This is a genomic window from Dyadobacter sp. CY345, from assembly GCF_021502725.1.
In the GTDB taxonomy this organism is placed as follows: domain Bacteria; phylum Bacteroidota; class Bacteroidia; order Cytophagales; family Spirosomataceae; genus Dyadobacter.
In genome coordinates, this window is the sequence record NZ_JAKFFS010000001.1 from 1,519,665 (window position 1) to 1,544,910 (window position 25,246).

Annotated in this window: 17 protein-coding genes; 12 read left to right on the forward strand and 5 right to left on the reverse strand. The window is 40.8% G+C overall.

Translation table 11 applies throughout. From position 1 onward, the window contains the following. Positions 1 to 63: 63 nt before the first annotated feature. From L0657_RS06350 to trpA, 3 genes are all read left to right on the forward strand, one after another. Positions 64 to 1,023 carry a LysR family transcriptional regulator gene (locus tag L0657_RS06350; RefSeq protein WP_235149578.1) on the forward strand — a complete coding sequence of 320 codons (960 nt, stop codon included), beginning with the start codon at positions 64 to 66 and terminating at the stop codon, positions 1,021 to 1,023. Positions 1,024 to 1,265: 242 nt separating this feature from the next. Then, on the forward strand, positions 1,266 to 2,453 hold the full coding sequence (gene trpB / locus L0657_RS06355) for a tryptophan synthase subunit beta (protein WP_235149579.1): 1,188 nt from the start codon (positions 1,266 to 1,268) through the stop codon (positions 2,451 to 2,453). Positions 2,454 to 2,457: 4 nt separating this feature from the next. Continuing rightward, the gene (gene trpA, locus L0657_RS06360) at positions 2,458 to 3,237 is read left to right on the forward strand and encodes a tryptophan synthase subunit alpha (RefSeq protein ID WP_235149580.1); all 780 of its coding nucleotides are present in this window, start codon (positions 2,458 to 2,460) and stop codon (positions 3,235 to 3,237) included. A gap of 39 nt (positions 3,238 to 3,276) precedes the next feature. Here the strand turns inward: trpA and nhaA are convergent, their stop codons facing one another. Then, positions 3,277 to 4,452 (reverse strand): Na+/H+ antiporter NhaA, encoded by a 1,176-nt coding sequence (nhaA, locus tag L0657_RS06365; RefSeq protein ID WP_235149581.1) that lies wholly within the window; start codon positions 4,450 to 4,452, stop codon positions 3,277 to 3,279. Between the two features lie 84 nt (positions 4,453 to 4,536). On the opposite strand from nhaA, the gene L0657_RS06370 reads away from it, so the two are divergent. Next, entirely contained in the window at positions 4,537 to 5,070 is a 534-nt protein-coding gene (locus L0657_RS06370) for a DUF4269 domain-containing protein (RefSeq protein ID WP_235149582.1), read from the forward strand. A 36-nt stretch (positions 5,071 to 5,106) separates the two neighbouring features. Here L0657_RS06370 and L0657_RS06375 read toward each other — a convergent pair whose 3' ends face one another. Next, positions 5,107 to 6,432 carry an MATE family efflux transporter gene (locus L0657_RS06375; RefSeq protein WP_235149583.1) on the reverse strand — a complete coding sequence of 442 codons (1,326 nt, stop codon included), beginning with the start codon at positions 6,430 to 6,432 and terminating at the stop codon, positions 5,107 to 5,109. A 496-nt stretch (positions 6,433 to 6,928) separates the two neighbouring features. Between L0657_RS06375 and L0657_RS06380 the strand changes: the two genes are divergently transcribed. Continuing rightward, a complete protein-coding gene (locus tag L0657_RS06380) occupies positions 6,929 to 7,105 on the forward strand; it encodes a hypothetical protein (RefSeq protein ID WP_235149584.1) in 177 nt (58 codons plus the stop codon). A 676-nt stretch (positions 7,106 to 7,781) separates the two neighbouring features. Here L0657_RS06380 and L0657_RS06385 read toward each other — a convergent pair. Continuing rightward, positions 7,782 to 8,339, reverse strand: coding sequence for a YfbU family protein (locus L0657_RS06385; protein WP_235149585.1), 558 nt, complete (start codon positions 8,337 to 8,339; stop codon positions 7,782 to 7,784). A 138-nt stretch (positions 8,340 to 8,477) separates the two neighbouring features. On the opposite strand from L0657_RS06385, the gene L0657_RS06390 reads away from it, so the two are divergent. The 7 genes from L0657_RS06390 to L0657_RS06420 all read left to right on the forward strand — a co-directional run bounded on the left by L0657_RS06390 (position 8,478) and on the right by L0657_RS06420 (position 20,511). Continuing rightward, a complete protein-coding gene (locus tag L0657_RS06390) occupies positions 8,478 to 10,388 on the forward strand; it encodes a sigma 54-interacting transcriptional regulator (protein ID WP_235149586.1) in 1,911 nt (636 codons plus the stop codon). 273 nt (positions 10,389 to 10,661) lie between these two features. Next, positions 10,662 to 11,591, forward strand: a complete 930-nt coding sequence (locus L0657_RS06395) for a helix-turn-helix transcriptional regulator (RefSeq protein ID WP_235149587.1) — start codon at positions 10,662 to 10,664, stop codon at positions 11,589 to 11,591. Between the two features lie 201 nt (positions 11,592 to 11,792). Further along, positions 11,793 to 12,326: a YceI family protein gene (locus L0657_RS06400; protein WP_235149588.1), complete on the forward strand. Its 534-nt coding sequence runs from the start codon at positions 11,793 to 11,795 to the stop codon at positions 12,324 to 12,326. A gap of 86 nt (positions 12,327 to 12,412) precedes the next feature. Beyond that, complete coding sequence (locus tag L0657_RS06405; protein WP_235149589.1) at positions 12,413 to 13,666, forward strand: Pycsar system effector family protein; 1,254 nt, start codon at positions 12,413 to 12,415, stop codon at positions 13,664 to 13,666. A gap of 12 nt (positions 13,667 to 13,678) precedes the next feature. After that, complete coding sequence (gene ppk1 / locus L0657_RS06410; RefSeq protein WP_235149590.1) at positions 13,679 to 15,703, forward strand: polyphosphate kinase 1; 2,025 nt, start codon at positions 13,679 to 13,681, stop codon at positions 15,701 to 15,703. A gap of 34 nt (positions 15,704 to 15,737) precedes the next feature. Then, positions 15,738 to 16,595, forward strand: coding sequence for an SdiA-regulated domain-containing protein (locus L0657_RS06415; protein WP_235149591.1), 858 nt, complete (start codon positions 15,738 to 15,740; stop codon positions 16,593 to 16,595). 112 nt (positions 16,596 to 16,707) lie between these two features. Beyond that, the gene (locus L0657_RS06420) at positions 16,708 to 20,511 is read left to right on the forward strand and encodes a metallophosphoesterase (RefSeq protein ID WP_235149592.1); all 3,804 of its coding nucleotides are present in this window, start codon (positions 16,708 to 16,710) and stop codon (positions 20,509 to 20,511) included. A 122-nt stretch (positions 20,512 to 20,633) separates the two neighbouring features. Here the strand turns inward: L0657_RS06420 and L0657_RS06425 are convergent, their stop codons facing one another. Both L0657_RS06425 and L0657_RS06430 read right to left on the reverse strand, forming a co-directional pair. Continuing rightward, the gene (locus L0657_RS06425; protein ID WP_235149593.1) at positions 20,634 to 22,052 is read right to left on the reverse strand and encodes a TolC family protein; all 1,419 of its coding nucleotides are present in this window, start codon (positions 22,050 to 22,052) and stop codon (positions 20,634 to 20,636) included. A gap of 8 nt (positions 22,053 to 22,060) precedes the next feature. After that, a complete protein-coding gene (locus L0657_RS06430) occupies positions 22,061 to 25,237 on the reverse strand; it encodes an efflux RND transporter permease subunit (protein ID WP_235149594.1) in 3,177 nt (1,058 codons plus the stop codon). Positions 25,238 to 25,246 lie beyond the last annotated feature (9 nt).

The following is a 25,246-nucleotide window of genomic DNA, read 5'->3' on the forward strand; positions in this document are numbered from 1 at the left end:
TGATTGATTTTTAATTTTTAATAGTTTGCAGCGACGCCACAAAAATCTTTTCACAAAGTTGGGATGAAAAGTATTATCATAAAAATAAGTACTTTTATACCTTGGTATTATTTAAATGATAGTTACGAGATGGTGAATCTGGAATGGTACAGGACTTTCAAAGCTATTTACGCAACGGGCACCCTGACGGGTGCAGCGGAGACTTTATTTATTTCACAGCCTGGCGTGAGCCTTCATTTGAGTTCTCTGGAAAGTTACGTGGGTTATAAATTATTTGATCGGACAGCCAGAAAAATGATCCCGACAGAACGTGGAAAGGTATTCTATAATTTCATAATAGAGCCACTTACAAAACTTGAAGAAGCAGAAAAGAATTTTCAGAAAAGCACCGAAAAGCAAACACCGACCATCAGTGTCGGCATGTGTTTCGAAACTTTTCAGATTACTTTGGAGCAATATATTTCAACCTTGCCTTTCAACGTGATCATTCAGTTTGGCCAGTATCCCGAAATGCTCGACAATCTTGAAAAGGGTATCCTTGACCTTATCATCACGCCACAGAAGGGGACCAGCGTAGATATTGAACATGAAGCTTTTTCATCTGAAACCATTGTGTTGGTTGGTGGTAATGAAATTGATCACGAAAAACTTGATGAGATCCTGATGGAGAAAAATCCGGAAACTTTGGAAAAATGGCTGAAACAACAAAAATGGTATGGCACAACCGGAGACATGGAACATCTCCGGAAATTCTGGCAGCTCAATTTTAACAAATATCCCGATTTTCGTCCCAATTATATCGTCCCAAACCTAAACTCGATTGTCCGCTGCCTGACCAGTGGCATTGGCCTTGCTATTATTCCTGATTTTCTTTGCAAAAAGGAAGTTGACAACGGCCAGATAAAACTTTTGTGGGAAGGCAAAACTAAGTTGATCAATACTTTGTATTTCGGTACAAGGAAGAAAAACATGTATCACGAAGAAACTGATGTGATCAAGAAACTATTCAGGGAAGTGATGTGATTGAATTATTTTGATCATTTAAGAATTTATTTGATCATTTCACTTGCATTATATAAGATTTCGTTGTTACATTTACAGCATGAAAAAGCGAAGCACAATTTTTACAATTTCTTTCTGGTGGCGCAATACCCAACTCTGGTATTGTGAACGCTGGCTTTCCTGTTAGAATATTATTTTCTGATCTATATTAGGCTCTCTGTTCGCAGGGAGCCTTTTTTTTATTATCTAATCCTCAATAAATCATGTCTTATCAAGTTGACGAAAATGGATTTTACGGGCCTTATGGCGGAGCCTATGTGCCCGAAGTTTTGTATCCGAATGTGGAAGAGTTGAGATTGAATTATCAGGTCATTCTGGACGATCAGGATTTTCAAAAGGAGCTTTCCCGGTTATTGAGTTTGTATGCCGGACGCGCAACGCCCCTATATCCTTCTGGCTTTTTATCAGAGAAATACGGAGCCAATATTTTTCTGAAAAGGGAAGATCTTTGCCATTCCGGCTCACATAAAATCAACAATACGCTTGGGCAGGTTTTGGTAGCAAAGCGTCTCGGAAAAAGGCGTATTGTTGCAGAAACCGGTGCCGGATCACACGGCGTAGCAACTGCGATGGCCTGTGCATTGCTCAAATTGCCATGTGTTGTTTACATGGGGGAAGTGGATATGGTGAGACAAGCCCCGAATGTGGAGCGGATGAAACTTCTTGGAGCGGAAGTGATTCCTGCAAAAAGTGGAAGTAAAACTTTAAAGGATGCGACAAATGAGGCTTTTCGCGACTGGATTAATAACCCGGATGATACTTTTTATGTGATCGGTTCGGTGGTCGGGCCGCACCCTTATCCTGATATGGTGGCTAAGCTTCAATCCGTTATCAGTAAGGAACTGCTCGATCAGGTTCCATCGCTTACAGGGAAAAATTTTCCGGATTACGTTATCGCTTGTGTCGGAGGCGGGAGTAATGCGGCTGGTTCTTTTTATCATTTTCTGGATCATCCCGAGGTAAAACTGATCGCGGCCGAAGCAGCCGGGAAAGGTTTGGATTCAGGATTTTCAGCTGCGGCGAATTTGTTGGGAAAAGAAGGTATTCTGCACGGATCGAAGACGAAATTTATGCAAACTCCGGAAGGACAAGTTTTAGAAGCACACTCCGTATCCGCCGGTCTCGACTATCCGGGAATTGGTCCGTTACATGCTTATCTGCATGATTGCGAAAGAGTCAAATTTCTTCCGGTTACTGATGAAGAAGCGCTGGATGCCGGCATAATGTTAAGCAAAAACGAAGGGATTATTCCGGCGATCGAGTCGGCTCATGCGCTTGCAGCTCTCGAACAAATCCATTTCAAATTAACAGATGTCGTGGTGATATGTCTTTCTGGGCGGGGTGACAAAGACCTGGAAACCTACATTAATTATACTGCTGCTAAAAATTAATCCTATGAGCAATCTGACTGAAAACCGGCTTAGTAATATTTTTAAAAACAACAAGAAAAAGATAAGCATTTACCTCACGGCTGGTTATCCTAACCTGACAGATACGGTTAAATTACTTAAAATTCTGGAAAGTGCAGGTGTTGATTTTGTGGAAATCGGCATACCATTTTCGGACTCCGTTATGGACGGACCGGTTATATTAAACAGCCATAAAAAAGCGCTGGAAAACGGTATGACTCTGGATTTTCTTTTTTCGCAACTGGAAGTAATCCGGAAAAATATCTCCGTTCCGGTGGTTCTGATGGGATCTATGAATCCGGTTTATCAATATGGTTTTGAGAATTTTTGTAAAAAATGCGGTGACTTGGGTGTCGACGGACTGCTGCTGCCGGATCTTCCTTTGTTAGATTTCAAAAAGTACTATCAGGACTTCTATCAGCAAAATAATCTTGCACCGATTTTCATGATTTCCCCACAAACAAGCCCCACGAGGCTGGCAGCAATTGATGAAGCCGGAGCGGGTTTTTTATATGCGGTTTCAAGTAGTTCAACGACAGGCTCTTCAACTAAAATGGAAGATAATATCGGTTATTTCGAAAAGCTTGGAAATCTGAAATTGAAAAATCCGGTCGCAGTCGGGTTCAATATTAATACAAAAAATGATGTCCGGATCGTTCACCAATATGCTGACGCAGCTATTATTGGCTCTGCCTTTATCAAAGAAATTGAATACGAAATCGATGAAAGCCGGATCATTAAATTTATCAATGGACTAGAAAACTAAAATTTCAATCCGGTAAAGACGAGTACTGAATTATATCACCTAAGCTTTCTTTTTTGAAAGCGAAGACAGCCATAAATAACCCAATATTCCTGACAATAAAGAACCAATTAATATTGAAAACTTGGCTTCTGCCAGTATTAATTGAGCGCCGGGGAAGGATAATAAAGCGATGAAAACAGACATGGTGAAACCAATGCCTCCCAACATTCCGAGGCCTAAGATATGTTTCCATGATGCTTTTTTTGGAATTTGTCCGACCCCGGATTTTACTGCCAGCCAGGAAAAAAGAAAAATCCCAAGCGGTTTTCCTAAAACCAATCCGAGAATGATGCCCAGTCCGAGCATAGTGGTTAATCCACCGATCATTTCAGGTTGAAAAGTGATATTTGTATTTGATAACGCAAACAGCGGCATAATGATGAAATTCACCGGATTGACCAGAATATGTTCCAGTTTTTCGAGCGGAGATTCCTTGGCATCCGGCGTTGTAGGGATGGCAAAAGCCGTAAGAACGCCGGCGATGGTCGCGTGAACACCGGAGTGATGAATAAAATACCAGATAAATAATCCAGGGATAAGATACGCTGCCAGATTTTTAACTCCCGCTTTATTTAGCACTAGCAAGAATAAAAATATACCTGCGGCATATCCGAGATAGGCAAAATTTATGTCGGAGGAATAAAAAATGGCGATCACCAGAATAGCTATGAGATCGTCAACAATGGCCAAGGCTGCCAGGAAAATTTTCAGTGAGGCAGGTACTTTTTTGCCTAACATGGTGATGATGGCAATTGCAAAAGCGATATCGGTTGCCATGGGGATTCCCCAGCCGGCCTGTGTTTCCGTGCCTTTGTTCAGAAGGAAATAAATTGTTGCAGGAGCAATCACGCCACCCAAAGCGGCAAGAATGGGTAAAGATGCTTTTTTGAACGAAGATAGTTCTCCTTCAATAAGTTCACGTTTAATTTCGAGCCCTACCAGCAGGAAAAAAATCGCCATCAGGCCATCATTAATCCAGAGTAATGTTGAATATCGAAGGTGAATTGATGCAGTATTAAACCCGATTTCGGTAGCCAAAAGATTTTCAAACGATGGTCCAAGAGAGGTATTTGCTATTATCAGCGAAATGAAAACACAGGTGATCAGAATTATTCCGCCGATTGATCCTGACCTTAGAAATTCTTTGAAGGAATTAAGATTTATAAGTTTTGCCATACTACAAATCTAGCCTAAAATATTTCGGAAGAGAATAAAAAAGCAATAATTTGCGACTTGAAAAATTTGTCGCGTAGCAAATCTATGGTTGATTTTACATCTATTTCATATCTGGGAAATGGCAATTTGAAACAAAGAACGGCCTATGAAATCCTCACCAAATATGGGATAATGGATATTTTGCAAGACTTTGATCCCATCATTGTAGGTACGATTCCGATCGGGATCGATATTGATAGCAGCGATCTGGATATCATTTGTTTTTGGCAGGATCAGAATGTATTTAGACAAACACTCATTAAATATTTTGGGCGATTAGCAGATTTTTTAATCCGCGATGTTTGCATAAACAATCAGTCAACAACAGTTGCAAATTTTCGCATTGGCCACCTGGAATTTGAGATTTTTGGACAAAATGTTCCATCTAAAAGTCAGTTTGGATATCGCCATATGCTTGTAGAAAATAGATTGTTGGCGGAAAAGGGAGAGGATTTCAGAAAAGAAATTATTGTATTGAAACAACGGGGATATAAAACAGAACCAGCTTTTGCAAAAGTACTTGGAATGGAAGGAGATCCATACCCGGAACTTTTGAAACTGGAAATTTTGGATGCTTAGAAAGTCGAGGCAATTTGATGGGAAATAGAGATAATTCTAGTTATTTCTTTTTGCCATTTTCAGGAAACGACTAATCAGAAATACAGAGGCAAGCGTCAGACCGATAATCAAACCAAGCCAGATTCCCGGTGCTCCCATATTGAAATGAAAAGCGAGGAGGTAACCAGTAGGCAAGCCAATTACCCAATAAGCGATGGCTATCAAAATAGTTGGTGCCTTGACGTCTTTTATCCCACGCAAAAGTCCTGCGCTAATTGCCTGGGTGCTATCAGAAATCTGGAAAACAGCTGCAAAAAGTAATAAATAAGCGGCCAGGTCAAGAACCTGTGTGTTGTCATTAAACGCTTTTGGCAGCTGATACCGGAAAACGGCAAAAGCGATGGCGCAAAATGTTCCATAGATCAGCGCCGTGATCATGGTACTTTTTCCAATAACCGCAATCTTCAGGCAATTAGCCTGTCCCATCGCGTTACTAACCCGTATAGAACCCGCTTGTGCCAATCCCATAGAAACCATAAACGTAAATGACGCACTGCTCAACGCGATCTGGTGCGCTGCCTGCGCGACCGCACCGATTGTCCCAATAATGATTCCGGAAACAGCAAACGCACCGGCTTCCATACCAATCTGTAAGCTGCTTGGAACGCCTATATGCAGCAATTCACCCAGCGTTTTTGTACGAAGTTTCCACTGATTTTTACGAACGGCTATGTATTTGCTAAAAGTTTTATGTTTTAAAATCGTGATTGCGAGAGCTACAAATATGAATGAACGGGTGATCAGTGTGGCATAACCTGCACCAATCAATTCCAGGCGTGGAAAGCCCCAGTTACCATAAATCAGCAGCCAGTTTAGAAGAATATTCACCGGCATTCCCGCCAAAGAAAGCAACATCGCCGTTTTAGTAAATTCCAGCCCGTCTGTAAATTGTTTGAGCGTCATAAACAGCAGCATCGGAATGATAGACAAACCCATCAGCTGCATAAAAGGGAGCGCAAGTGTAACTACCTCAGGATCCTGGCCGAGGTGAAATAGTATATTTTTTCCAAAAACAAGCGTTAACGAAATCAGCAATGCAGTCAAAGCACAGAGGCAAAAACCATTGAACAAATAATGCGATACCTGTTGTGCATCGCGCTTACCGTGTGCAAGTGAAACCATCTGGGAAACTGAAATGGTCATACCTATCCCAATCACAAAAGGAATGTTCATTGTGTTGATCACCAGCGCCGCAGCGGCAAGCTGTTTGTAACTGATGGCGCCCACCATTGCCGTGTCAATCAGGTGCAATGCCATTTGGGCAAGTTCACCGATGATAATGGGCAATGCTAACCGTATTGTTTTTGAAGCTTCACTTTTCATAAAATTTGCAATCCACTCTTAAAAAGATGCAAAGTTATGGAAGTTTAAAATAAGGCAGGCAGTGAAACAAAAAGTAATTAAAATATAATCCAGAAGAGGTATTTCAAAAATTTTGAGGTTTATAATATTTGAATATGTTTTGATCATATCTTGAATAAAAACAATTTCTAAATTCTAGATTTCTTTGATTTACAGTGGTTTTATTTTTTGATGCTTCGATTATAAAAAAATACTTTTTATGGTTCAAGACCGGAGAGGTTTTGGGATAAGGCAACATTTCAGTACCATTCTGTCCAGGTAAGCAACGGTTTACGAAATGTGTTCGTCATTTCAGTATCTGCGAATTTTATCCACAGTTTTTTCACAGATCACACTGATTGATAGAGAATTCCACAGAAATGTAGTTTCTAACACTATGGTCGTATTAATTTGATTACTGGTATGATTGTTTACTTTCTAATGGAAATCGAACAAATGCTCGTAAATCTAATTCGCTATGTTACAACTACTTAAATATTCTGACGTTTTAGGACCTTATTTTTTCATGATCCTTGTTGTATTCACATTTGCCTGTGCAGTATGGCTGATTTCAGGATTGAGAAAAAGTTCAAGCAATAACGAATGGTTTGTGAAGCGTTCTGCAAACGATTATAAAAGAATTGTTATCCATTGATTCAGGGTTTTTTTGACGAAATCTTGAAATTTGTTTGAAGTAACCTAAGTGAATGTCTTCAGATTTATCTGAGTAGGAGTGTTCTGTAACTTATATTTTTTCATATCTACGAAAAGTTACAATTTTAGGTATTGTTGTATAGCGGCTCATCGTAGTCGCTTTTTTCATGTCTACCTACTGTGACAAGGGCATAAAAAAACATCCCTTAGGCAATACCTGGGGATGTCTGATTTTACTCAACGTTATGAGAACCATTTAACTGGTTTTCAGTCACAAAGCTAACTCATTTTTGCAAAATCACCAGCTTTTTTTGTAGAATGCAATTACGGAAAGGCTTAAAAATAAGTCAAATGAAGAAGAAACTTCGAAAATTTATATTGATACTTAATTAACTTTTAGAAGTAATTTTATAGTAGAAATTCGTGTAATTTATATTGTAGTACAGTTAATTGTAATAAGCATTTTTTGGTTTTTTGATGCGTCTGGTTCGTGATCGGTGAATGGGAAGAATTAACCGATATTTTTCTAAAATCTGCAACTACAAATAGTTCAAAATTCTTCGCGTGACCTTTTTGTAAAATATCGTAAAAATTTAACCAGAGGGCTCAATTTCCAACTTTTTATATTTTTAGAAAATATTTTAGAAAAAAATCAAAATTTCTCTGAAATAGTCAGTTTAATTCATTTTTACGGTCACTGCTTCGATGAATTTTTGAAGATCGCTCGTGGAATATCGGTCTTTTTTCAATTGTTCAAACTCTGTGTGAATTGGCAGCATTTTATTATATTTTGATAAGGAGCTGTTCGTATGGGATTTCAATTCTCTCCCTTTGTACTCGTGATATTCGTCCATACGGTCAACAAGATAGGACATCATGTAATAATGCATCCCGCCATTAACATCGAATCCTTCGAATTCGAGACTACCTAAGTCAAGCAATTCTTTGTCTTCATCATTTAGATACCGGATTGAATCGTTAATCCTGTTATACATTTTTAGAATATTTTCCACCTCTTGATACGTGCTGATAGGCACCTCTTCATAAAGTGTATTAAAAACTTTTTGGTAGAGCCCGGTGTAACCTTTTTCCAAGATCTCAATTCTCCTTTCATACAATACCTTTTCCTGCGCATCCCCAAAAATGGATAAGATTTTGCACTGATTAATCAATAATTGGCGATCCACGAGTGATATAGTCTCGGGTATCATATTATTTAGCTTTTCGTAATCCATTAAGAAGGTTGATAAATTATTAAAGAGTGGACGTATGTTGCAAAAGTAAATTGTTTTGGCTAATCCGGAAATACTGATGCGGATGCCTTAAAGGAATAATACATACATCTGATCGATGATATCAATGACTTGTGCCTGATGCTGGAAAAGGCAGGTTATAATGTCTGTGGGATTGCCGGATCCGTGGCTGAATCCCTGGAAATTATTGATCAGCAAAATCCGTTGCTGGTTTTGCTCGATATCCAGTTGAAAGGGAATTTGACGGGCATTGATCTGGCAAAACAGCTGAACGAACGAAATATCGCTTTTGTATACCTTTCGGCCAATTCAAATCAAAGCGTCTTGGAAGAAGCAAGAGCAACCCAGCCGTATGGTTTTTTAATCAAACCTTTTCGAGAAAAAGACGTCCTGATTAGTCTGGACATTGCGCGTTATCGTCATGAACATAGTCTGGAATCCAAGCTCAGAAGAGAAATTTTACTGCAAAATGTTTTAGAAGAAATTCTCGCAGATGACGTGGGTTGGGATAGTAAAATGTTGAAAATCGTGCGTGCATTTCAGGGAGTTATTCCTTTTGATTATCTGGCTGTCGGTACCAAAGAAAAAGGAGAAGTTCCGTATATCGGAGGAAGTTTTTTGAGAATCGGTTTTGATGAATATCAATTTATCGGTGTCGAAGAGTTTCTTGTCGTTTCCAGAATTAAAATGCACGAGCTTAAGAGATTGCAGGAAATAACACCTCCAACAGTGAGCGGTGCGTGGTATGATGAAATAAGCCTGAAAGAATTATGTATTAAAAATCCAGTCAAGGGTTTGATTGTCAAGACGTTTAATTTAAAATCTAATCTGGATATTCCACTGACTTTGACAGGCGGTGGAGTTTTTAATTTTTCGTTTTTCAGTCGCAGCCCTGCGATCTACACTGCGCAACATCTGGAACTGCTGACAAGCTTAAAACAATCGTTGGAAGCCGCTGCAAACGGGATGCTAAATTCGAAAGTTCATCATCTGTTGATGATGAATCCATCAGGACTCAATTTGGAAGAAAATCCAGGACAACTGCTTGATTTTGAAGGTGTCGTTGGAAATAATCATTTGCTATTATCCATTCTTGACGACATTGCGCAGGTCGCTCCTTTTGATACTTCGGTATTGATCCTGGGAGAAAGCGGCACTGGGAAGGAGCGCATTGCTTCTTCAGTGCACCACTTGTCACCCCGCAAAACGAAACCTTTCGTCAAGATTAATTGTGCCGCTTTGCCCGCCAACCTGATAGAATCTGAATTGTTTGGGCATGAGAAAGGTGCGTTTACAGGTGCTAGTGAACGAAGGATCGGAAAGTTTGAACAAGCGTCCGGTGGGACCATTTTTTTGGATGAAATTGGAGAAATGCCGCTCGACATGCAGGTTAAATTACTTCGTGTTTTGCAGGAAAAAGAAATAGAAAGAATTGGAGGTAAAACTTCGATTTATGTAAACGTCAGGATCATTGCAGCAACGAACCGAAATCTTGAAAAGGAGGTGGCCGAAGGACGTTTTCGCCTGGACCTTTATTATCGTCTCAACGTTTTTCCGGTTCAGCTTCCTCCGCTTCGTGACAGAAAAGATGATCTGGAAGCTTTGTCCAATTATTTTGTAAGGAAGTTCTGCACAAAAATGAATAAAAAACTACCGGAAATCTCCAAGCAAATGATGGCGGAATTTCATGCTTATCATTGGCCGGGAAACATCCGTGAGTTGGAAAATATTATTGAGCAATCGATCATCCTCGGAGACGGGCAGCCGGTTTTGACGTTGAAGCGATCGCTTGTTCCTAAGCCTGTTACACATAATTCAACCTACGTACAGCAGGCGAGGATAGCGTCATTTGATGATGTCAAAAAAATACAGCATCAAACCGAAAAAGAATATATCATATCTGTTTTGAAAAAAGTAAAAGGACGTATCCGGGGTGAGCATGGCGCAGCTAAAATCTTATCAATTAATCCGACAACACTTGAATCGAGGATAAACAAATTGGGCATAAAAAGAGAGGATTTTTCGTCCTGACGGCGATTGTAAAACTTAATTTTTATCCAAAAACTTTTACGAAATCTCTGATATTTTCAGAGATTTTTAGTGATCTCCGAAAATGTCAGAGAAGTTTGTCTTTATTTTTAATTCTGTTTTATGTTATAATGTGCTGTTAATTAGTTAGTTGTAAGTTTGTTTTATCTTTTCAACCGGTTAGGAGATTTTGGCATATTTATGGCGTAGTAAAGTGAGTAACTGATTACAAATGATTGGTTTCAAGATTCGATCTCTCACCAACAAAACGCTTCAATGATGACTAACAATTTTCAAAATTATCTTAACCCTGGTGTTCGTCTGAATAAGACGGTTGCGCCGCCGATGCGGCAATTGAAGACAGCGAGCAATCTGCCTTTTGAAATACAAACCATTGACTGGATGCGGGAGAATAAGTGGAAGGACGACGTTGTGCCTCAAAGACACAACTATTATATGATCATTTGGGTAAAGGAGGGTTCAGGCACTCACTTGATTGATCTGGAAAAATTTGAGATCGCCAATAATACCATTTACTGCCTCCGGCCAGGACAAATCCATTTATTTCATCCCGAAGAGCGCACGGAGGGATATGTGATCTCTTTTAATTCCGAGTTTTTATGTCTTCATGAGAATAATTTCGATCTGCTTTTGAATACCGGTTTGTTCAACAAATTTTCACATTCCCCTGCATTTTCTGTACATGAAGAAATGGAGCGGGAACTGGAACATGCTGCGCTGAAAATGAAAGAAGAATTTGATAATATGTTTTTGCTGCGCTCCGAAATTTTGAGAGTTTTCTTGAAAATTTTCCTGATTCATTTGACGCGTCAATATGAAAACCTCAATTATAGAACGACACAATCTAAAAATGTTGAACTAGCCAAGAAATTTCACTCGCTCCTGGAAAAGAATTTTACAAAGAAAAAAATGGTGACAGAATATGCAGAGGAATTAATTGTGACGCCTAATTATCTGAATGAGATTATAAAAAAGGTCTCCGGTTTTCCGGCAAGTCATCATATTCAGCAGCGTATTGTTCTGGAAGCGAAGAGACAGGCGGCTTATGCAGATTTAAGTATGAAGGAAATCGCTTACGATCTTGGTTTTGATGATATCGCCCATTTTAGCAAGTTTTTTAAAAATGTATCAGGCCGCAGTTACACCAATTTTAAGAAGGAAATTAACGGACAGCTAAGTTTTTAGGATGCGTTTTGGATAAATAATCCATGCTACTATCATGTTCCACTTCAACTTAAACATTTTGTTCAGTTAAATTCTTTGCTTTTGAATTAAAAATACAACAAAAGCCGGCTTTTAGACATTTCTTCAAAGCCTTTTATGAAATAAGTTTGCTTGCATGAATTCAAAACTTTTTTCTACCCTAATAATAAATACCTTCTACTTATGGCACAAGTTAAATGGATACTCGATCCGGCGCATAGCGAGATTTCATTCAAGGTGAAACACCTGATGATAAGCACAATTACGGGTTATTTCAAGAACTTCAATCTGGAAGTAACCACGGAGGATGAGGATTTTTCGACGGCTTCCAACATTATTTTTACCGCAGACATTGATTCAATTGACACAAAAAATGAGCAGCGGGATGCACATCTTAAATCTGCCGAGTTTTTCAACGGCGAAGAACATAGCCAGATCAAATTTGTCGGGACAGGTCTACATGTCGAGGATGAAGAAAGCAAATTGAAAGGGGAGCTGACCATTAAGGGCATTACGCACCATGTCAAAGTTAAAGTCGAGTTTGGAGGAATTGCAGTCGATCCGTACGGTCAGCGGAAAGCAGGATTTACTGTACAAGGAAAAATAAGCCGGGAAGACTTTGGGCTGATGTGGAATGCGGTCACCGAAGCAGGCAGCGTTGTAGTTGGTGACAAAGTAAAATTTTCGGGAGAAATTCAACTGATTAAACAGGAATAAACGCAAATATGGAATCTTATGCAGATATTTGAAGAAAGTAACCGGAGTTTGAAAACGTTAATTTCTAAACCAAATCTGCGCCTTAAATGAATTATGCTGTCATACTGGAAGAGGTTGAAAACTTTGTTAAATCAGGGAGTAACAGAGAGGATTCATCCGAATTACCATACCATAATCTCAGGCACACGGAAGATGTTGTCAACAGTGCCTTAAAACTCGCGAAATATTACAAGTTAGATGACAGGGATTTTTTTGTAGTTGTTTCGGCCGCCTGGTTTCATGATTGCGGCTATTACACCGGTGAAGCTTCCGGCCATGAACAAAGAGGTGCTGAAATCGCTGCGACTTTTTTGACAGAACTTACCGTTGAGCCGGAAATCATTATGGCTTTAAAAGGCTGTATCCTGGCAACGCATATTCCTCAATCTCCCAAAAATTTGCTGGAAGAAATAGTTTGCGATGCAGATTTATATCATTTGGGTACGGATGAATTTTCAGAAAATAGTAAGCTGCTACGCAAAGAAGCTGAGCTAAATTCCGGTGAGAAAATAGATAAGAATGCCTGGCGGATTAAGACGATTAAGTTCCTGGAATCTCATCAATACCATACCGATTTTTGTAGAAATTTTTTAGAAAGTGGAAAGCTGGAAAATCTGGAAAAACTGAAAAAGAAACTACTGAAAGAGGGAAGTTTAAAACCTGATCTGCCGACTATTGTACCGCAGAAAGAAAACTCTGGTGAGATTAAGAAAGTGGAAATAAAAGGAGCTGAGGAGGAAAATGAAAAGAGCAAAAAGATTAAAAATGACAGGCCGGATAAAGGTATCGAAACGATGTTCCGGATTAGTTCAGGGAATCACCAGCGGTTGAGTGATATGGCGGACAACAAAGCCAATATCATGATTACAACAAATTCGATTATTATTTCTGTTCTGCTGAGTGTCCTGCTTCGGAAGCTAGAAGATAATTCAAATTTAATTGTACCGACTTTAATGCTGCTTACGGTCTGCGTGACGACCATGGTTTTCTCCATTCTTTCCACACGGCCATCAGTCCCGCCCGGCACTTTTACGAAAGAAGACATTGAAAATAGAAAAGTAAATCTGCTCTTTTTTGGTAATTTTTATCGGATGACTTACGAAGATTTTGCAGGCGGTATGCAGGAGATGATGAACGATCGGGAGTTTTTATATGGCAGTCTGACCAAAGATGTTTACTCACAGGGCATTATTTTGGGGAGGAAATATCGCCTTTTACGCACCGGTTACAATATTTTTATGTTTGGCATCGTGATCTCCGTGATTGCTTTTGTGATCAGTTCATTGTTTCTCGGATCTTAATTTTCCTTACTAATGAGTGCTTATTTTTTTGCAGACCGGGATATCAGCTGGCTTTCTTTTAATGAACGGGTTTTGGAGGAGGCAGGAAAAGAATCTGTTCCGTTAAATGAAAGGATCAAATTTCTGTCAATATTTTCGTCAAATCTGGATGAATTTTACCGCGTCCGAATGCCCGCTCTTTTGGCGTTGAAAAAAATTGATAAAGAGAAAACCGGCCTGACGATATACAGAAAGGCGGTTCAGATCATTAATCGTCAACAGGAACAGTTTGGACAGATTTTTAATCAGGCCGTTTTGCCTGGGTTGACCAGCCATTGTTTTAAGTTAATTTACAATGAAAAAATTCCGGAGAGGTTAGAAGGTCAAACCAACTATTATTTTTTTACGCAAGTCGCTGGTTATTTGCAGCCAATCGCCATTAAGAAAAATACGGATTTTTTTCTTGAAAATAACCAGCTTTACCAGGCAGTTATTGTTCAGTATGCATCAAGCGACGAGCAGTTATTCCTGGTCAATATCCCGACAAATAACTTGCCGCGTTTTTACAAAATTTCGCAGGAAGACGGCGACTATATTGTTTTTTTGGAAGATGTAATTCGCCAGAATTTACAGCATCTCTTTCCGTCAGCGGTAATTATTGGTTCGTACAATATCAAAATTACCAGAGACGCGGAGTTGGATCTTCGTGATGAGTATGGAGACCTGGCGTCTAAAATTGAAAAACAGCTTCGGAAACGGGATTTTGGTTTTGCCACCAGATTCCTGTACGAGCCAGGTATGCCGTTAATGCATTTGCAGGAAATGATCGAGATTTTTAATCTTCAAAAGGCGTCGGTTGTTGAAGGCGGAAAACATCATAACCTAAAAGATCTGGCACAGCTTCCGGTCCCGAATGCTTCGCTTTCGTATAAGCCCTGGCCCGCTGTTCAGAGTATCAAATCTTCTGAAATTGACGAAACTTTATTTCGGTCAATCGAGAAAACAGACAGGATTGTCCATGCGCCTTATCAATCGTATGATACCATAATCCGTTTTTTCAACGAGGCTGCGATTGATACCTCTGTGGAGCGGATTTATACGACTATGTACCGGGTTGCCAGTGATTCCCGGATTGGTTATGCGCTGATCAGTGCTGCCAAAAATGGTAAAAAGGTTTCAGTTTTGGTTGAATTAAAAGCCCGTTTCGACGAGGCGAACAATATCCGGTGGGCAAAAAAAATGAAGGCTGCCGGGGTGAAAATTATTTATAGCAGCAACCTGCTGAAAGTTCATGCGAAGATTGCGTTGGTGAAAAGAAAGAATCAGAGCGCCCCTTACCTTGGACTTTTGGCGACAGGTAATTTGAATGAAAGCACCGCCCGGTTCTACACAGATCACATTTTGCTGACCGCCTATCAGCCCATATTGGCCGAGATGGAAGCACTTTTTGATTTTTTGAGAAAACGAAAAGGCAAAGCAACGCAGCATATTCTTTTCCAGCATTTGCTTGTCGCGCAGTTCAATTTGCAGACACGCTTTTTGGAATTGATCGACAGAGAGATTGAAAATGCCAAACGTGGCTTGGCGGCTTCCATCACAATAAAATTGAATAATCTGGAAGAAGAGGTTTTGATATCGAAGCTCTACGATGCTTCGAATGCCGGTGTGAAAATCAATCTTATTGTCCGCAGTATTTGCCGGTTGATTCCGGGAATTCCCGGCCAGAGCGAAAATATTACAGTGAAAAGAATCGTAGACCGGTATCTGGAACATGGCCGGATTTTTCTTTTCCATAACAATGGAAAAGACGAAGTATATATGGGATCGGCTGATTGGATGAACCGGAATATCTATCGAAGAATTGAAGTTTGTTTTCCGATCTATGATGATGTTATAAGAAAGCAGATGATTGACCTTCTTGCCATTCAGTGGAAGGATAACGTACAGGCAGTTTTGATTGATAAGGATCTGAATAATGTTTCGCTGAAAAACGAAGGGGTGGAGCAGATACGGTCTCAGGAGGCGATTTATGAATTACTATCCGCTGAAAATAAATAAAACAGACAGTTTTGTCTGTTTTAAAATGTTAGAAATGTCAGGCCAGAAAATTATATTCCGGATTTTGTTCGTTTTCAGCCTTCTGGGTATGGGATGTAATTCCGATGGGAACAAATCAAATACTCCCAAAGAATACGATCTATCCCGGCCAGAAACTTTTAATATGCCGGAAAGCCTCAAAGAAATTTCCGGAATTGCTTTTAACAAAGGAAAAGGCAACGTCGTATATACAGTTCAGGACGAAGAAGGGAAAGTTTTTCGCCTGAACTGGCAAAATCAAAAACATAATCAAACTAAATTCTCTGGAAAAGGTGATTATGAAGATATAACTTTGGTCAGAGAGCAAGTTGTTATCTTAGAAAGCAATGGGAGTTTATTCACATTCCCTGTATCCGAAGCTCAGTTTGTAGAAACAGGTAAATCAATGGAATGGAAGAATTTATTGCCGAAAGGTGAGTATGAAAGCATATTTGGAGACGAAGCGACCGGAAAAATTTACGTTTTGTGTAAAGCTTGTTCAGTTGATAATCCTGAAAAAAAAGTGTCTGGTTACATTTTGAGCGTTGGAAATACGATTGAAAAAACAGGAAATGTTTCATTGAATGTGGATGAGATAAAAGCACTGGGAGTAAAGGTAAAGCGAGGTTTTCAACCGTCCGCTTTGGCGAAAAATCCGGTTTCAGGAGACTGGTATATACTTTCAAGCCTGAATAAAACTTTGATCGTGGTAGACAAAAATTGGAAATCAAAACTAGCTTATCCCCTGAGCAGCAATAACTTCAATCAGCCTGAGGGGATTGCCTTTGATCAATCAGGAAATCTTTATATCTCCAACGAAGGAGATGATATGAAGGATGGGAACATCTTAAAATTTAAAAGATTGACGAAGTAATTATCGTCAACCGTATTTCGGGTTTCATTCGCTCTTCGTCAGGCCGAGCTGGGATGGTTATATGCTTATGGATTTACTGTTTATAAACGCATCGTGTTTTTAAATCGTCGTTATGAAAATAAAACTACTTTTCCTGATCGGCATTTTGGGGCTAGTGCTGGTTTCCTCCTGTGCCTCCTATAAAAAGAATCAATACGTGAAAGATGCGGCCGGCTGGAAAAACGAAAGTCCTGATCCGGGGTTGAAATTAACACATACGATGTACCTGATTGGAAATGCGGGAGACGATTCGCCGACTTCTCATTCTCCTGTTTTAAAATATTTAAAAACAAAATTACCAACAGAGTCCGCGAAAAGTTCTATCCTGTTTCTGGGGGATAATATTTACGAAAAAGGGATGCCGCCGAAGGAAGATTCTGTTGAAAGAAGGGAGGCTGAATACCGGATTAATTCGGAATTAGAGACGCTTGAAAATTTCAAAGGAAGACCAATATTTCTGCCGGGAAATCGCGATTGGAAAGGCTGGGGGTTGAAAGGCTTAAAACGAGAAGAGAATTATATTGAAAATTATCTTAACAGTCGCCGAGGCAAAACTGACATAGATGATTTTGAAAACTATTTCATTCCTGATGATGGCTGTTCCGGTCCGGAGGTGGTTGAGCTGAACGACCAGGTTGTGGTTTTGGTGGTTGATTCTCAATGGTGGCTGACCGATTGGGATAAGGAACCGACCATTAATGATGGCTGCGATGTAAAAAACCGCGCAACATTTAAGTTTGTTTTTGAAAATCTTGTCCGAAAATATAAGAACAAAAATGTCGTGATAGCGCTGCATCATCCGCCTTATTCTTACGGCGAACATGGTGGAAATTTTACCGTTAAACAACACATTTTTCCCTTAACAGCCGTTAATAAAAATTTATATATCCCATTGCCAGTTTTAGGGAGTTTGGCTGCCCTGTTACGAAGCAGTATCGGACCAAAACAGGATGTCTCAAATCCGTATTACAAAGATATGAAGGCAGGAATGATGGCTGGTGTGCGCAAAAACGGCAGTTTTATTTTTGCAAGCGCTCATGAAAATGCTTTGCAGTTAATCGAAAACGAATCGCAGAAATTTATTGTAAGCGGAAGTGGTTCCAGAACGGCGCCAGTCAAACTTGGAAAGGGTTCGCAGTTCGCCTCCGCGGCTTTGGGATACAGTACCTTGGCTTTTTATGAAAATGGAGAATCTTGGGTTCAGTTTTGGGAAGTCGATGGAGATGCCTCTAATGCAGAAATGGTTTTTCAGAAGAAAATCAAAGGTAAACTGACAGAAGCAAAAGATGATTCTCCACCCGTTTTTACAGAGTATAATCTTCACAAAGATTCTATTGATAAACCGATCCTGGCAAGCACAGTAAAAAGCGTTAACAAGGGTCATAACTTCCTTTTCGGATCACACAACCGGGCACTTTACCAGGAAATCTACCCATTCCCGGTACTTGACCTGGCGACATATCAGGGCGGTTTGACGCCTGTAAAACAGGGTGGGGGAAATCAGACAAATTCGCTTCGTCTGAGCGATTCTTCGGGTAAGGAATATGTTCTTCGTGGTATGACCAAAGATGTGAGTCGGTTATTGCCTTTTCCTTTTAATAAAATGACTGCTGCAAAGTACATCGCGGAAGATAATTTCCTTTCTACACATCCGTTTGCGCCGCTAGCGATTCCTCCCTTAGCCGATGCTATTCAGGTTTATCATACCAACCCCCAATTATTCTATGTGCCATCACAACCAGCTTTGGGTGTTTTTAACCCGATTTTTGGGGGTAGTATGAGCTTATTCGAAGAACGGCCTGATGGAAAACGTTGGAAAAACGACGCATTTTTTGGTAACACCGATAAGATCGTGGGTACACCTGAACTCATGGAGAATATTCTCAAAGACGGAAGGTATAAGGTAGATGAGGAGTGGGCACTGCGAACCCGGTTACTCGATTTTATCATCGGCGACTGGGACCGGCATGATGATCAATGGACATGGTCGTCGATTAAACAGGAAGATGGTGTCACTTTGTACCGGCCGATTCCACGTGATCGCGATCAGGCTTTTTCGAGATACGACGGCTTATTTACGTCAATCGCGAAGCTGACAACAATGCCATTTTTAAGGCAGCTCCAAACCTATCAGCCGGAAATCAAAAGCATGAAATGGACAAGCTGGAGTGCGCGGCTTTTTGATCGGACGTTCTTGACTGAACTTGATTGGGAACAGTGGGAAAAGCAGGTAAAATATATTCAGTCAAATCTAACGGATCAGGTTATTGAAAGTGCTTTTACATCATGGCCGGATAAGGCACGAAACCTTTCGGCCCCGTGGATTATCAAAAGCATCAAAACGAGGCGTGATAATCTATTAAAAATCGCGAGCGAGCATTATGCCTTTGTAAGTAAATCAGTTGATATTTTAGGAACCGAGGAGCGTGAAAGATTTGAAATTGAAAGGATGGATGACGATCATACCCGCGTTACGATTCATGAAATATCGAAAAAAGGAGAAGAGAAACGGCTTGAATATCAAAGAATATTTGACCACCAGATAACCAAAACCATCAATATTTATGGCAACGGGAATGATGATGAATTTATCACGAAAGGATCTTCTACAAAAGGCATTAAAATTCGGTTGATTGGTGGTACGGGTAGGGATAAATTTATAGATAGCTCGGCAGTGCGAGACGGATTAAAGAAGACGATTGTCTATGATGACCTTGCTGAAAACGTAGTGATTGAAGGCAAAGAAACTCAGGACAAGCGGACAGGTTTATACCGGTATAATGTTTATGATCGCCGGGGAACGGGAAGTGATTACAACATAAACATGCCGATTCCGATTGTTGGTTACAACCCTGATGACGGTTTTTTGATAGGCGGAAGTTTGACGATGATCCGTTATGGTTTCAAAAAAGAGCCCTATGCTTCGATCCAGCATATTGGCGGAAGTTTTTCTTTTGGAACAAAGGCATTAAAAATAAATTATACAGGCGATTTTATAAATGCTTTCAAGAGCTTTGATTTTTATCTGGATGCCTTCTTCCACGGTCCATCCTATGCTTTTAATTATTCCGGCTTAGGAAATGACAGCCAGCGTCCTGTCGATGATCCGAATTTTTATCGTGTGCGCCAGAAAGCCATTCATATTTATCCTGCTATTAAAAAACGGTTGGGTTTAAACGGGTTTGTCGCGCTCGGGCCATCACTGGAAGTTTCAAAAATTCAACAGACGGCTGGCCGGTACCTCACCACAACAGATGGTGATCTTGACAAAAGTGAAATATTTGATACCAAATATTTTGGCGGTGTCCAGGCCAGGTTTGATTTCAACAATGTCGATAATATTTTTTCACCTCATTCCGGAATCCGTTTTCATACCGATCTGAACTGGACGCGGAATTTGAAAGAAGATAATAATTTCACTGCTTTACGGGCGCAGCTGGCTTTTTACAAAAGTTTGGACAAAAAGGAAAGGTTTGTCGTTGCGTCGCAGATCGGTACGGGTTTAAATTTTGGCTCCGGTTACGAGTTTTTCCAAATGCCGACACTGGGCGGAAATCAGGATAGTCAGGGATTGCGCGGTTATCGAACCCAGCGGTTTTACGGAAAAAGCAGCCTTTGGCACAGTACTGACCTTCGCATCAAAGTCAACAGCAGTTATAATGAAACCCTTCCTTTCACCTTCGGAGTATTTGGCGGATTCGACTACGGTCGTGTTTGGCTGAAAGAATATCCGTCCGAGAACTGGCATTATGATTATGGAGGAGGTGTCTGGTTTTCACCCGTTGACATTGCGACGTTATCACTCGGTGCATTTTTTCCAAAAGAAAAAACAGAAGAATCGCCAAGAATCATGCTGCGTCTCGGTTTCTGGTTTTAAACTATCCAGCGTTTTAATAGATAGTTCTGCGAATTATAAATATTTTTCTGAAACAAAAACAGGCCGCAGAAGAGAAATTCCTGCGACCTGTTTAACTATTATTTAACCACAATAATCAAAGCTTAATTTCGCCAGCCTCCGCCAAGTGATCGGTAAAGATCAACGTTTGCAGCAAGCTGCGCACGCTTAATCGCTACCAATTCCAGCTCACTTTGAAGTACGTTGCTCTGTGCGGTAATCACTTCAAGATAATTGGCCATACCACTTTGGAAAAGCATTTTAGAGTTTGATATCGCTTGCTGCAACGTCCTTACCCGCGCGTCAGCGATGGTTTGCTGTTCTTTTAGTTTTTCAATTTTTACCAATGCATCGGATACTTCACCAACTGCATACAATACCGTCTGTCTGAATTCGATCACCGTTCTTTCGCGTTCTAATTTCGAAACTTCAAACTGCGTTTTTAGCTGATTCCGTTGAAACAAAGGCTGGGTAAGTCCGCCTGCCGCGGCACCAAACAAAGAAGCCGGAATGTTAAACCAGTTTGAAGCCTTGAAAGAATTGATGCCGCCTGATGCTGTAATCGTAAGAGCCGGGTACATATTGGCTTTTGCTATTCCAACGTTGGCGTTGGCCACATCCAGGGCAAGTTCTGATCGCCGGATATCCGGGCGACGGTTTAGAATTGATGTCGGGACACCAGTTGCCAACGTTTCAGGGAATGAAACCTGATCAAGTTTAAAATTTCTTTCCGTCCTTCCAGGTAAATCTCCCGCAAGTATGCTCAGCGCATTTTCCTGCAATGTTATTGCTTGTTGCAATTCAGGAATCAGTTTTGCGGCTGTCAGTTTTTGCGCTTCTGCTTGCTGAATGGCAAGCGACGTTACCTGTCCGGAAGTAAACTGGAATCCAAAAATTCTTAGGGTACTATCACTTAAAGCCAGATTCTTTTCAGCGATACCAAGCTGTGCGTCGAGCATCAGCAGGTTGTAGAAACCCTGGGAAACCATAGCAACCAAATTGGTCTGAATTGCATTTTTTACTTCAATTGTCTGAAGATATTCTGCCAGTGCCCGACCATTTCTGTTCTTAATTTTTCCCCATATATCAGCTTCCCAGGATAGGCCGACACTGGCCGTGAAATCTTCAATATGTGTTGTGTTCAAAAATGAACTGGCACTTAATCCATTTAAACTGTTATCAGAAGGGCGGTTCGAACCGGCACTGATTTGCAGCCTGGCATCCGGGAAATAAGCCCATTTCGTTTGCTTGAACAAAAGCTGCGATGCTTCAATATTTTTAAGCGCAATCTGCATATCATAGTTCTTCGCGATCGCGCTGTCAAGCAATTTTTGAAGCGAAGCATCTGTGAAAAAGCTATCCAACGGTAAATCTGCAATGCTTGCAGTATCTGCTGTGGCGACCGCATTTCTGAAAGTTTCAGGTAATGCAGCCTTCGGTGTTTCTACGTTTTTTGAGATCTTACATGCTGCCAAGACAGTTAGCAAGACAAAAAACGTGAGTATATTGATGTACTTTTTCATAATATAATTTAAATAGCTTCCGCCAATTCGCCGACTTCGTTTTTGACAACGGCAACAGGTTTTCCTGTCACCATTTCCTGTAGATATTGGAAGACGATAAACAGAACAGGAATGATAAATAATCCAAGAACAACGCCTGTGATCATACCACCCGCTGCTCCTATACTGATTGAATGATTACCCTGAGCGGATGGGCCGGTTGCGGTCATCATGGGAATAAGTCCAACGATAAACGCTAACGAGGTCATGATGATCGGACGAAGACGCAGTTTTGCAGCTTCGAGGGAAGCAAATAATAACGATTTTCCTGCTTTTCTTCGCTGCACCGCAAACTCTACGATCAAAATTGCATTTTTCGCTAACAAGCCGATTAGCATGATCAGCGCAACCTGTACATAAATGTTGTTTTCAATTCCTGTCAAACCAATCGCTGCAAACACACCGAAAATTCCGGTTGGGATGGATAAAATAACGGCGAATGGAAGGATGTAACTTTCATACTGAGCCGAAAGAAGGAAATACACGAAAACCAGACAAAGCATGAATACAACAACCGACTGGCCACCTGACGAGATTTCCTCCTTGGTCATACCCGAAAATTCATACTTAAATCCGTTGGGTAGATTCTTTGCAGCAACTTCTTCAACTGCCTTGATCGCGTCCCCCGAACTGAACCCGGGTTTTGCTATTGCATTGATACCAATCGAGTTGAAAAGATTATAGCGGGAAGCATTTTCAGGACCATATACGCGCTTCATTTTCACAAGCGTATTAATCGGAACCATTTGCCCCAACCGGTTTTTGACAAGCACTCCGTCCATGGAAGCCGGATCCGCCCTATCTGCGACATTTGCCTGAACCATAACACGGTAATATTTACCGAAACGGTTAAAGTCTGATGCCTGAGCACTACCAAAATAGGCTTGCATGGTTTGCAAAATATCTTTCACATTGACGCTTAGCTGTTCTGCTTTCACTTCGTCAACTTCCATTTCAAGCTGTGGATAATCGGCTCTGAAAGCTGTAAATGCTACTGCGATTTCAGGGCGTTTCATTAATTCACCGATAAAACCATTGGCCACGCCGCTGAATTTATCCAATGTTCCTCCATTTCTATCCTGCAAAACAAAGTCAAGACCGTCGACATTACTGAACCCGGGAACGGTAGGGAAGGTAAAGACGAAGAAATTTGCTCCCTTGATCGCTCCGAGTTTTTGGCGGACTTCGTTCATTATTCCGTTGATGTCTTTAACCGAACCACGTTCTTTGGCAGGTTTTAGCAAGACGAAAGCAACGGCTGATGATGGGCTGGAAGACTGCGTAAGAATATTAAATCCCGAAAGCCCCATCAAAGTTTGTTTCGATTCCATCGATCCAAGAATGGTTTCTGCTCTGTGAACAACTTCTGTTGTACGTTCCAGCGAAGCACCAACTGGCATCGATAATGAAATTGCAATAAATCCCTGATCCTCAGAAGGTATAAAGCCGGTTTTCGTTTTAGTGACCATATAACCTGTCGCGATTGTAACCAAAGCCAATGCACCCAGACTTAGCCATCTGTAATGGATCAGGAAACGAAGACTGCTTACATAACGGTTTGTCAGTTTATCAAACGAAGCGTTGAAACCCATGAAGAATTTCTCTTTGAAGCTCTTTTTGACATACACTCCATTTTCATGATGTTTGTGTTCTTTCAGGAAAATGGCGCATAAGGCAGGACTCAATGTCAACGCATTAACAGCTGAAATCACAATTGCGATAGCCAGTGTAAAGGCAAACTGACGATAAAAAACACCGGTCGAACCTTCAAGGAAACCAACGGGAAGGAATACGGCAGACATGATCAAGGTGATCGAGATAATTGCGCCAGTGATTTCACTCATTGCAGAGGCAGTGGCTGCCTTCGGCGGCAATCCTTTTTTCTCCATTTTTAAATGAACGGCCTCGACGACTACAATGGCATCATCGACGACAATTCCTATGGCTAATACCAAAGCGAAAAGGGTAAGCAGGTTGATCGAGAAGCCGAAAAGGGACATGAAAAAGAATGTTCCCAAAATGGCAACCGGTACTGCAATCGCAGGGATAAGGGTTGAGCGGAAATCTTGCAGGAAAATATAAACCACAATGAAAACCAGGATAAATGCTTCAAGCAAAGTATGTTGAACCTGCTCTATGGACTGATCCAGAGAATCCTTGGTGTTATACAAAATCAGATATTTCATTCCTTTCGGGAAATCTTTTTCCGCTTTTTTCATCAGATCCTGAATCGCAATCTGAATTTCATTGGCGTTGGATCCGGCAAGCTGCATCGTCGCAATGTTCACACCTTGTTTGCCATTTACGCGGGTAAAATTCCCGTAAGTATAAGAGCCGAACTCAACTTTTGCGACATCTTTCAGCCTCAAAATCGAACCATCTGCATTCGAGCGGATGATGATATTTTCGTATTCCTCAGGCTTGTTCAGCTTTCCTTTATACTTAATTACGTATTCGAAAGATTCCTGGCTGTTTTCGCCGAATTTCCCCGGTGCAGCTTCCAGGTTTTTGTCTCTTATTGCGGCAATTACGTCATTTGGCGTCAGGTTGTAGGTCGCCAATTGGCTAGGTTTCAGCCAGACACGCATCGAATAATCTTTATTTCCGCCAAAAATTATCGACTGACCGACTCCTTTAATCCTTTTGATCTCTGGAATAATATTGATCTGCGCATAGTTTGCGAGAAATGTCTGGTCATAAAGTGCTTCGTTTTCTGAATACAGGTCAACCACCATAAGCAAACTATTTTGCTGTTTGGCTGTTGTTACACCTGCCTGAACAACCTCCGCCGGCAACTGGCTTGTCGCCTGAGAGACACGGTTTTGAACATTGACCGCCGCCTGATCCGGGTCGGTACCTAGTTTGAAATAAACGGTGATCACCAAAGATCCGTCATTACTGGCGGTTGAGCTCATATAGCTCATGTTTTCAACTCCATTAATTGATTCTTCAAGCGAAGGAGCAACAGAGCGAAGAACGGTTTCTGCATTCGCGCCAGGGTAATTTGCAATAACCTGAACCGCCGGTGGTGCAATATCGGGGAACTGTTGCAGGGGTAAATTGGTCAGACCAAGTATCCCAAGTATCACCAGCAAAACGGAGATAACAGTAGCTAAGACAGGTCTGTCTATGAATTTCTTAAACATAAAGATTCA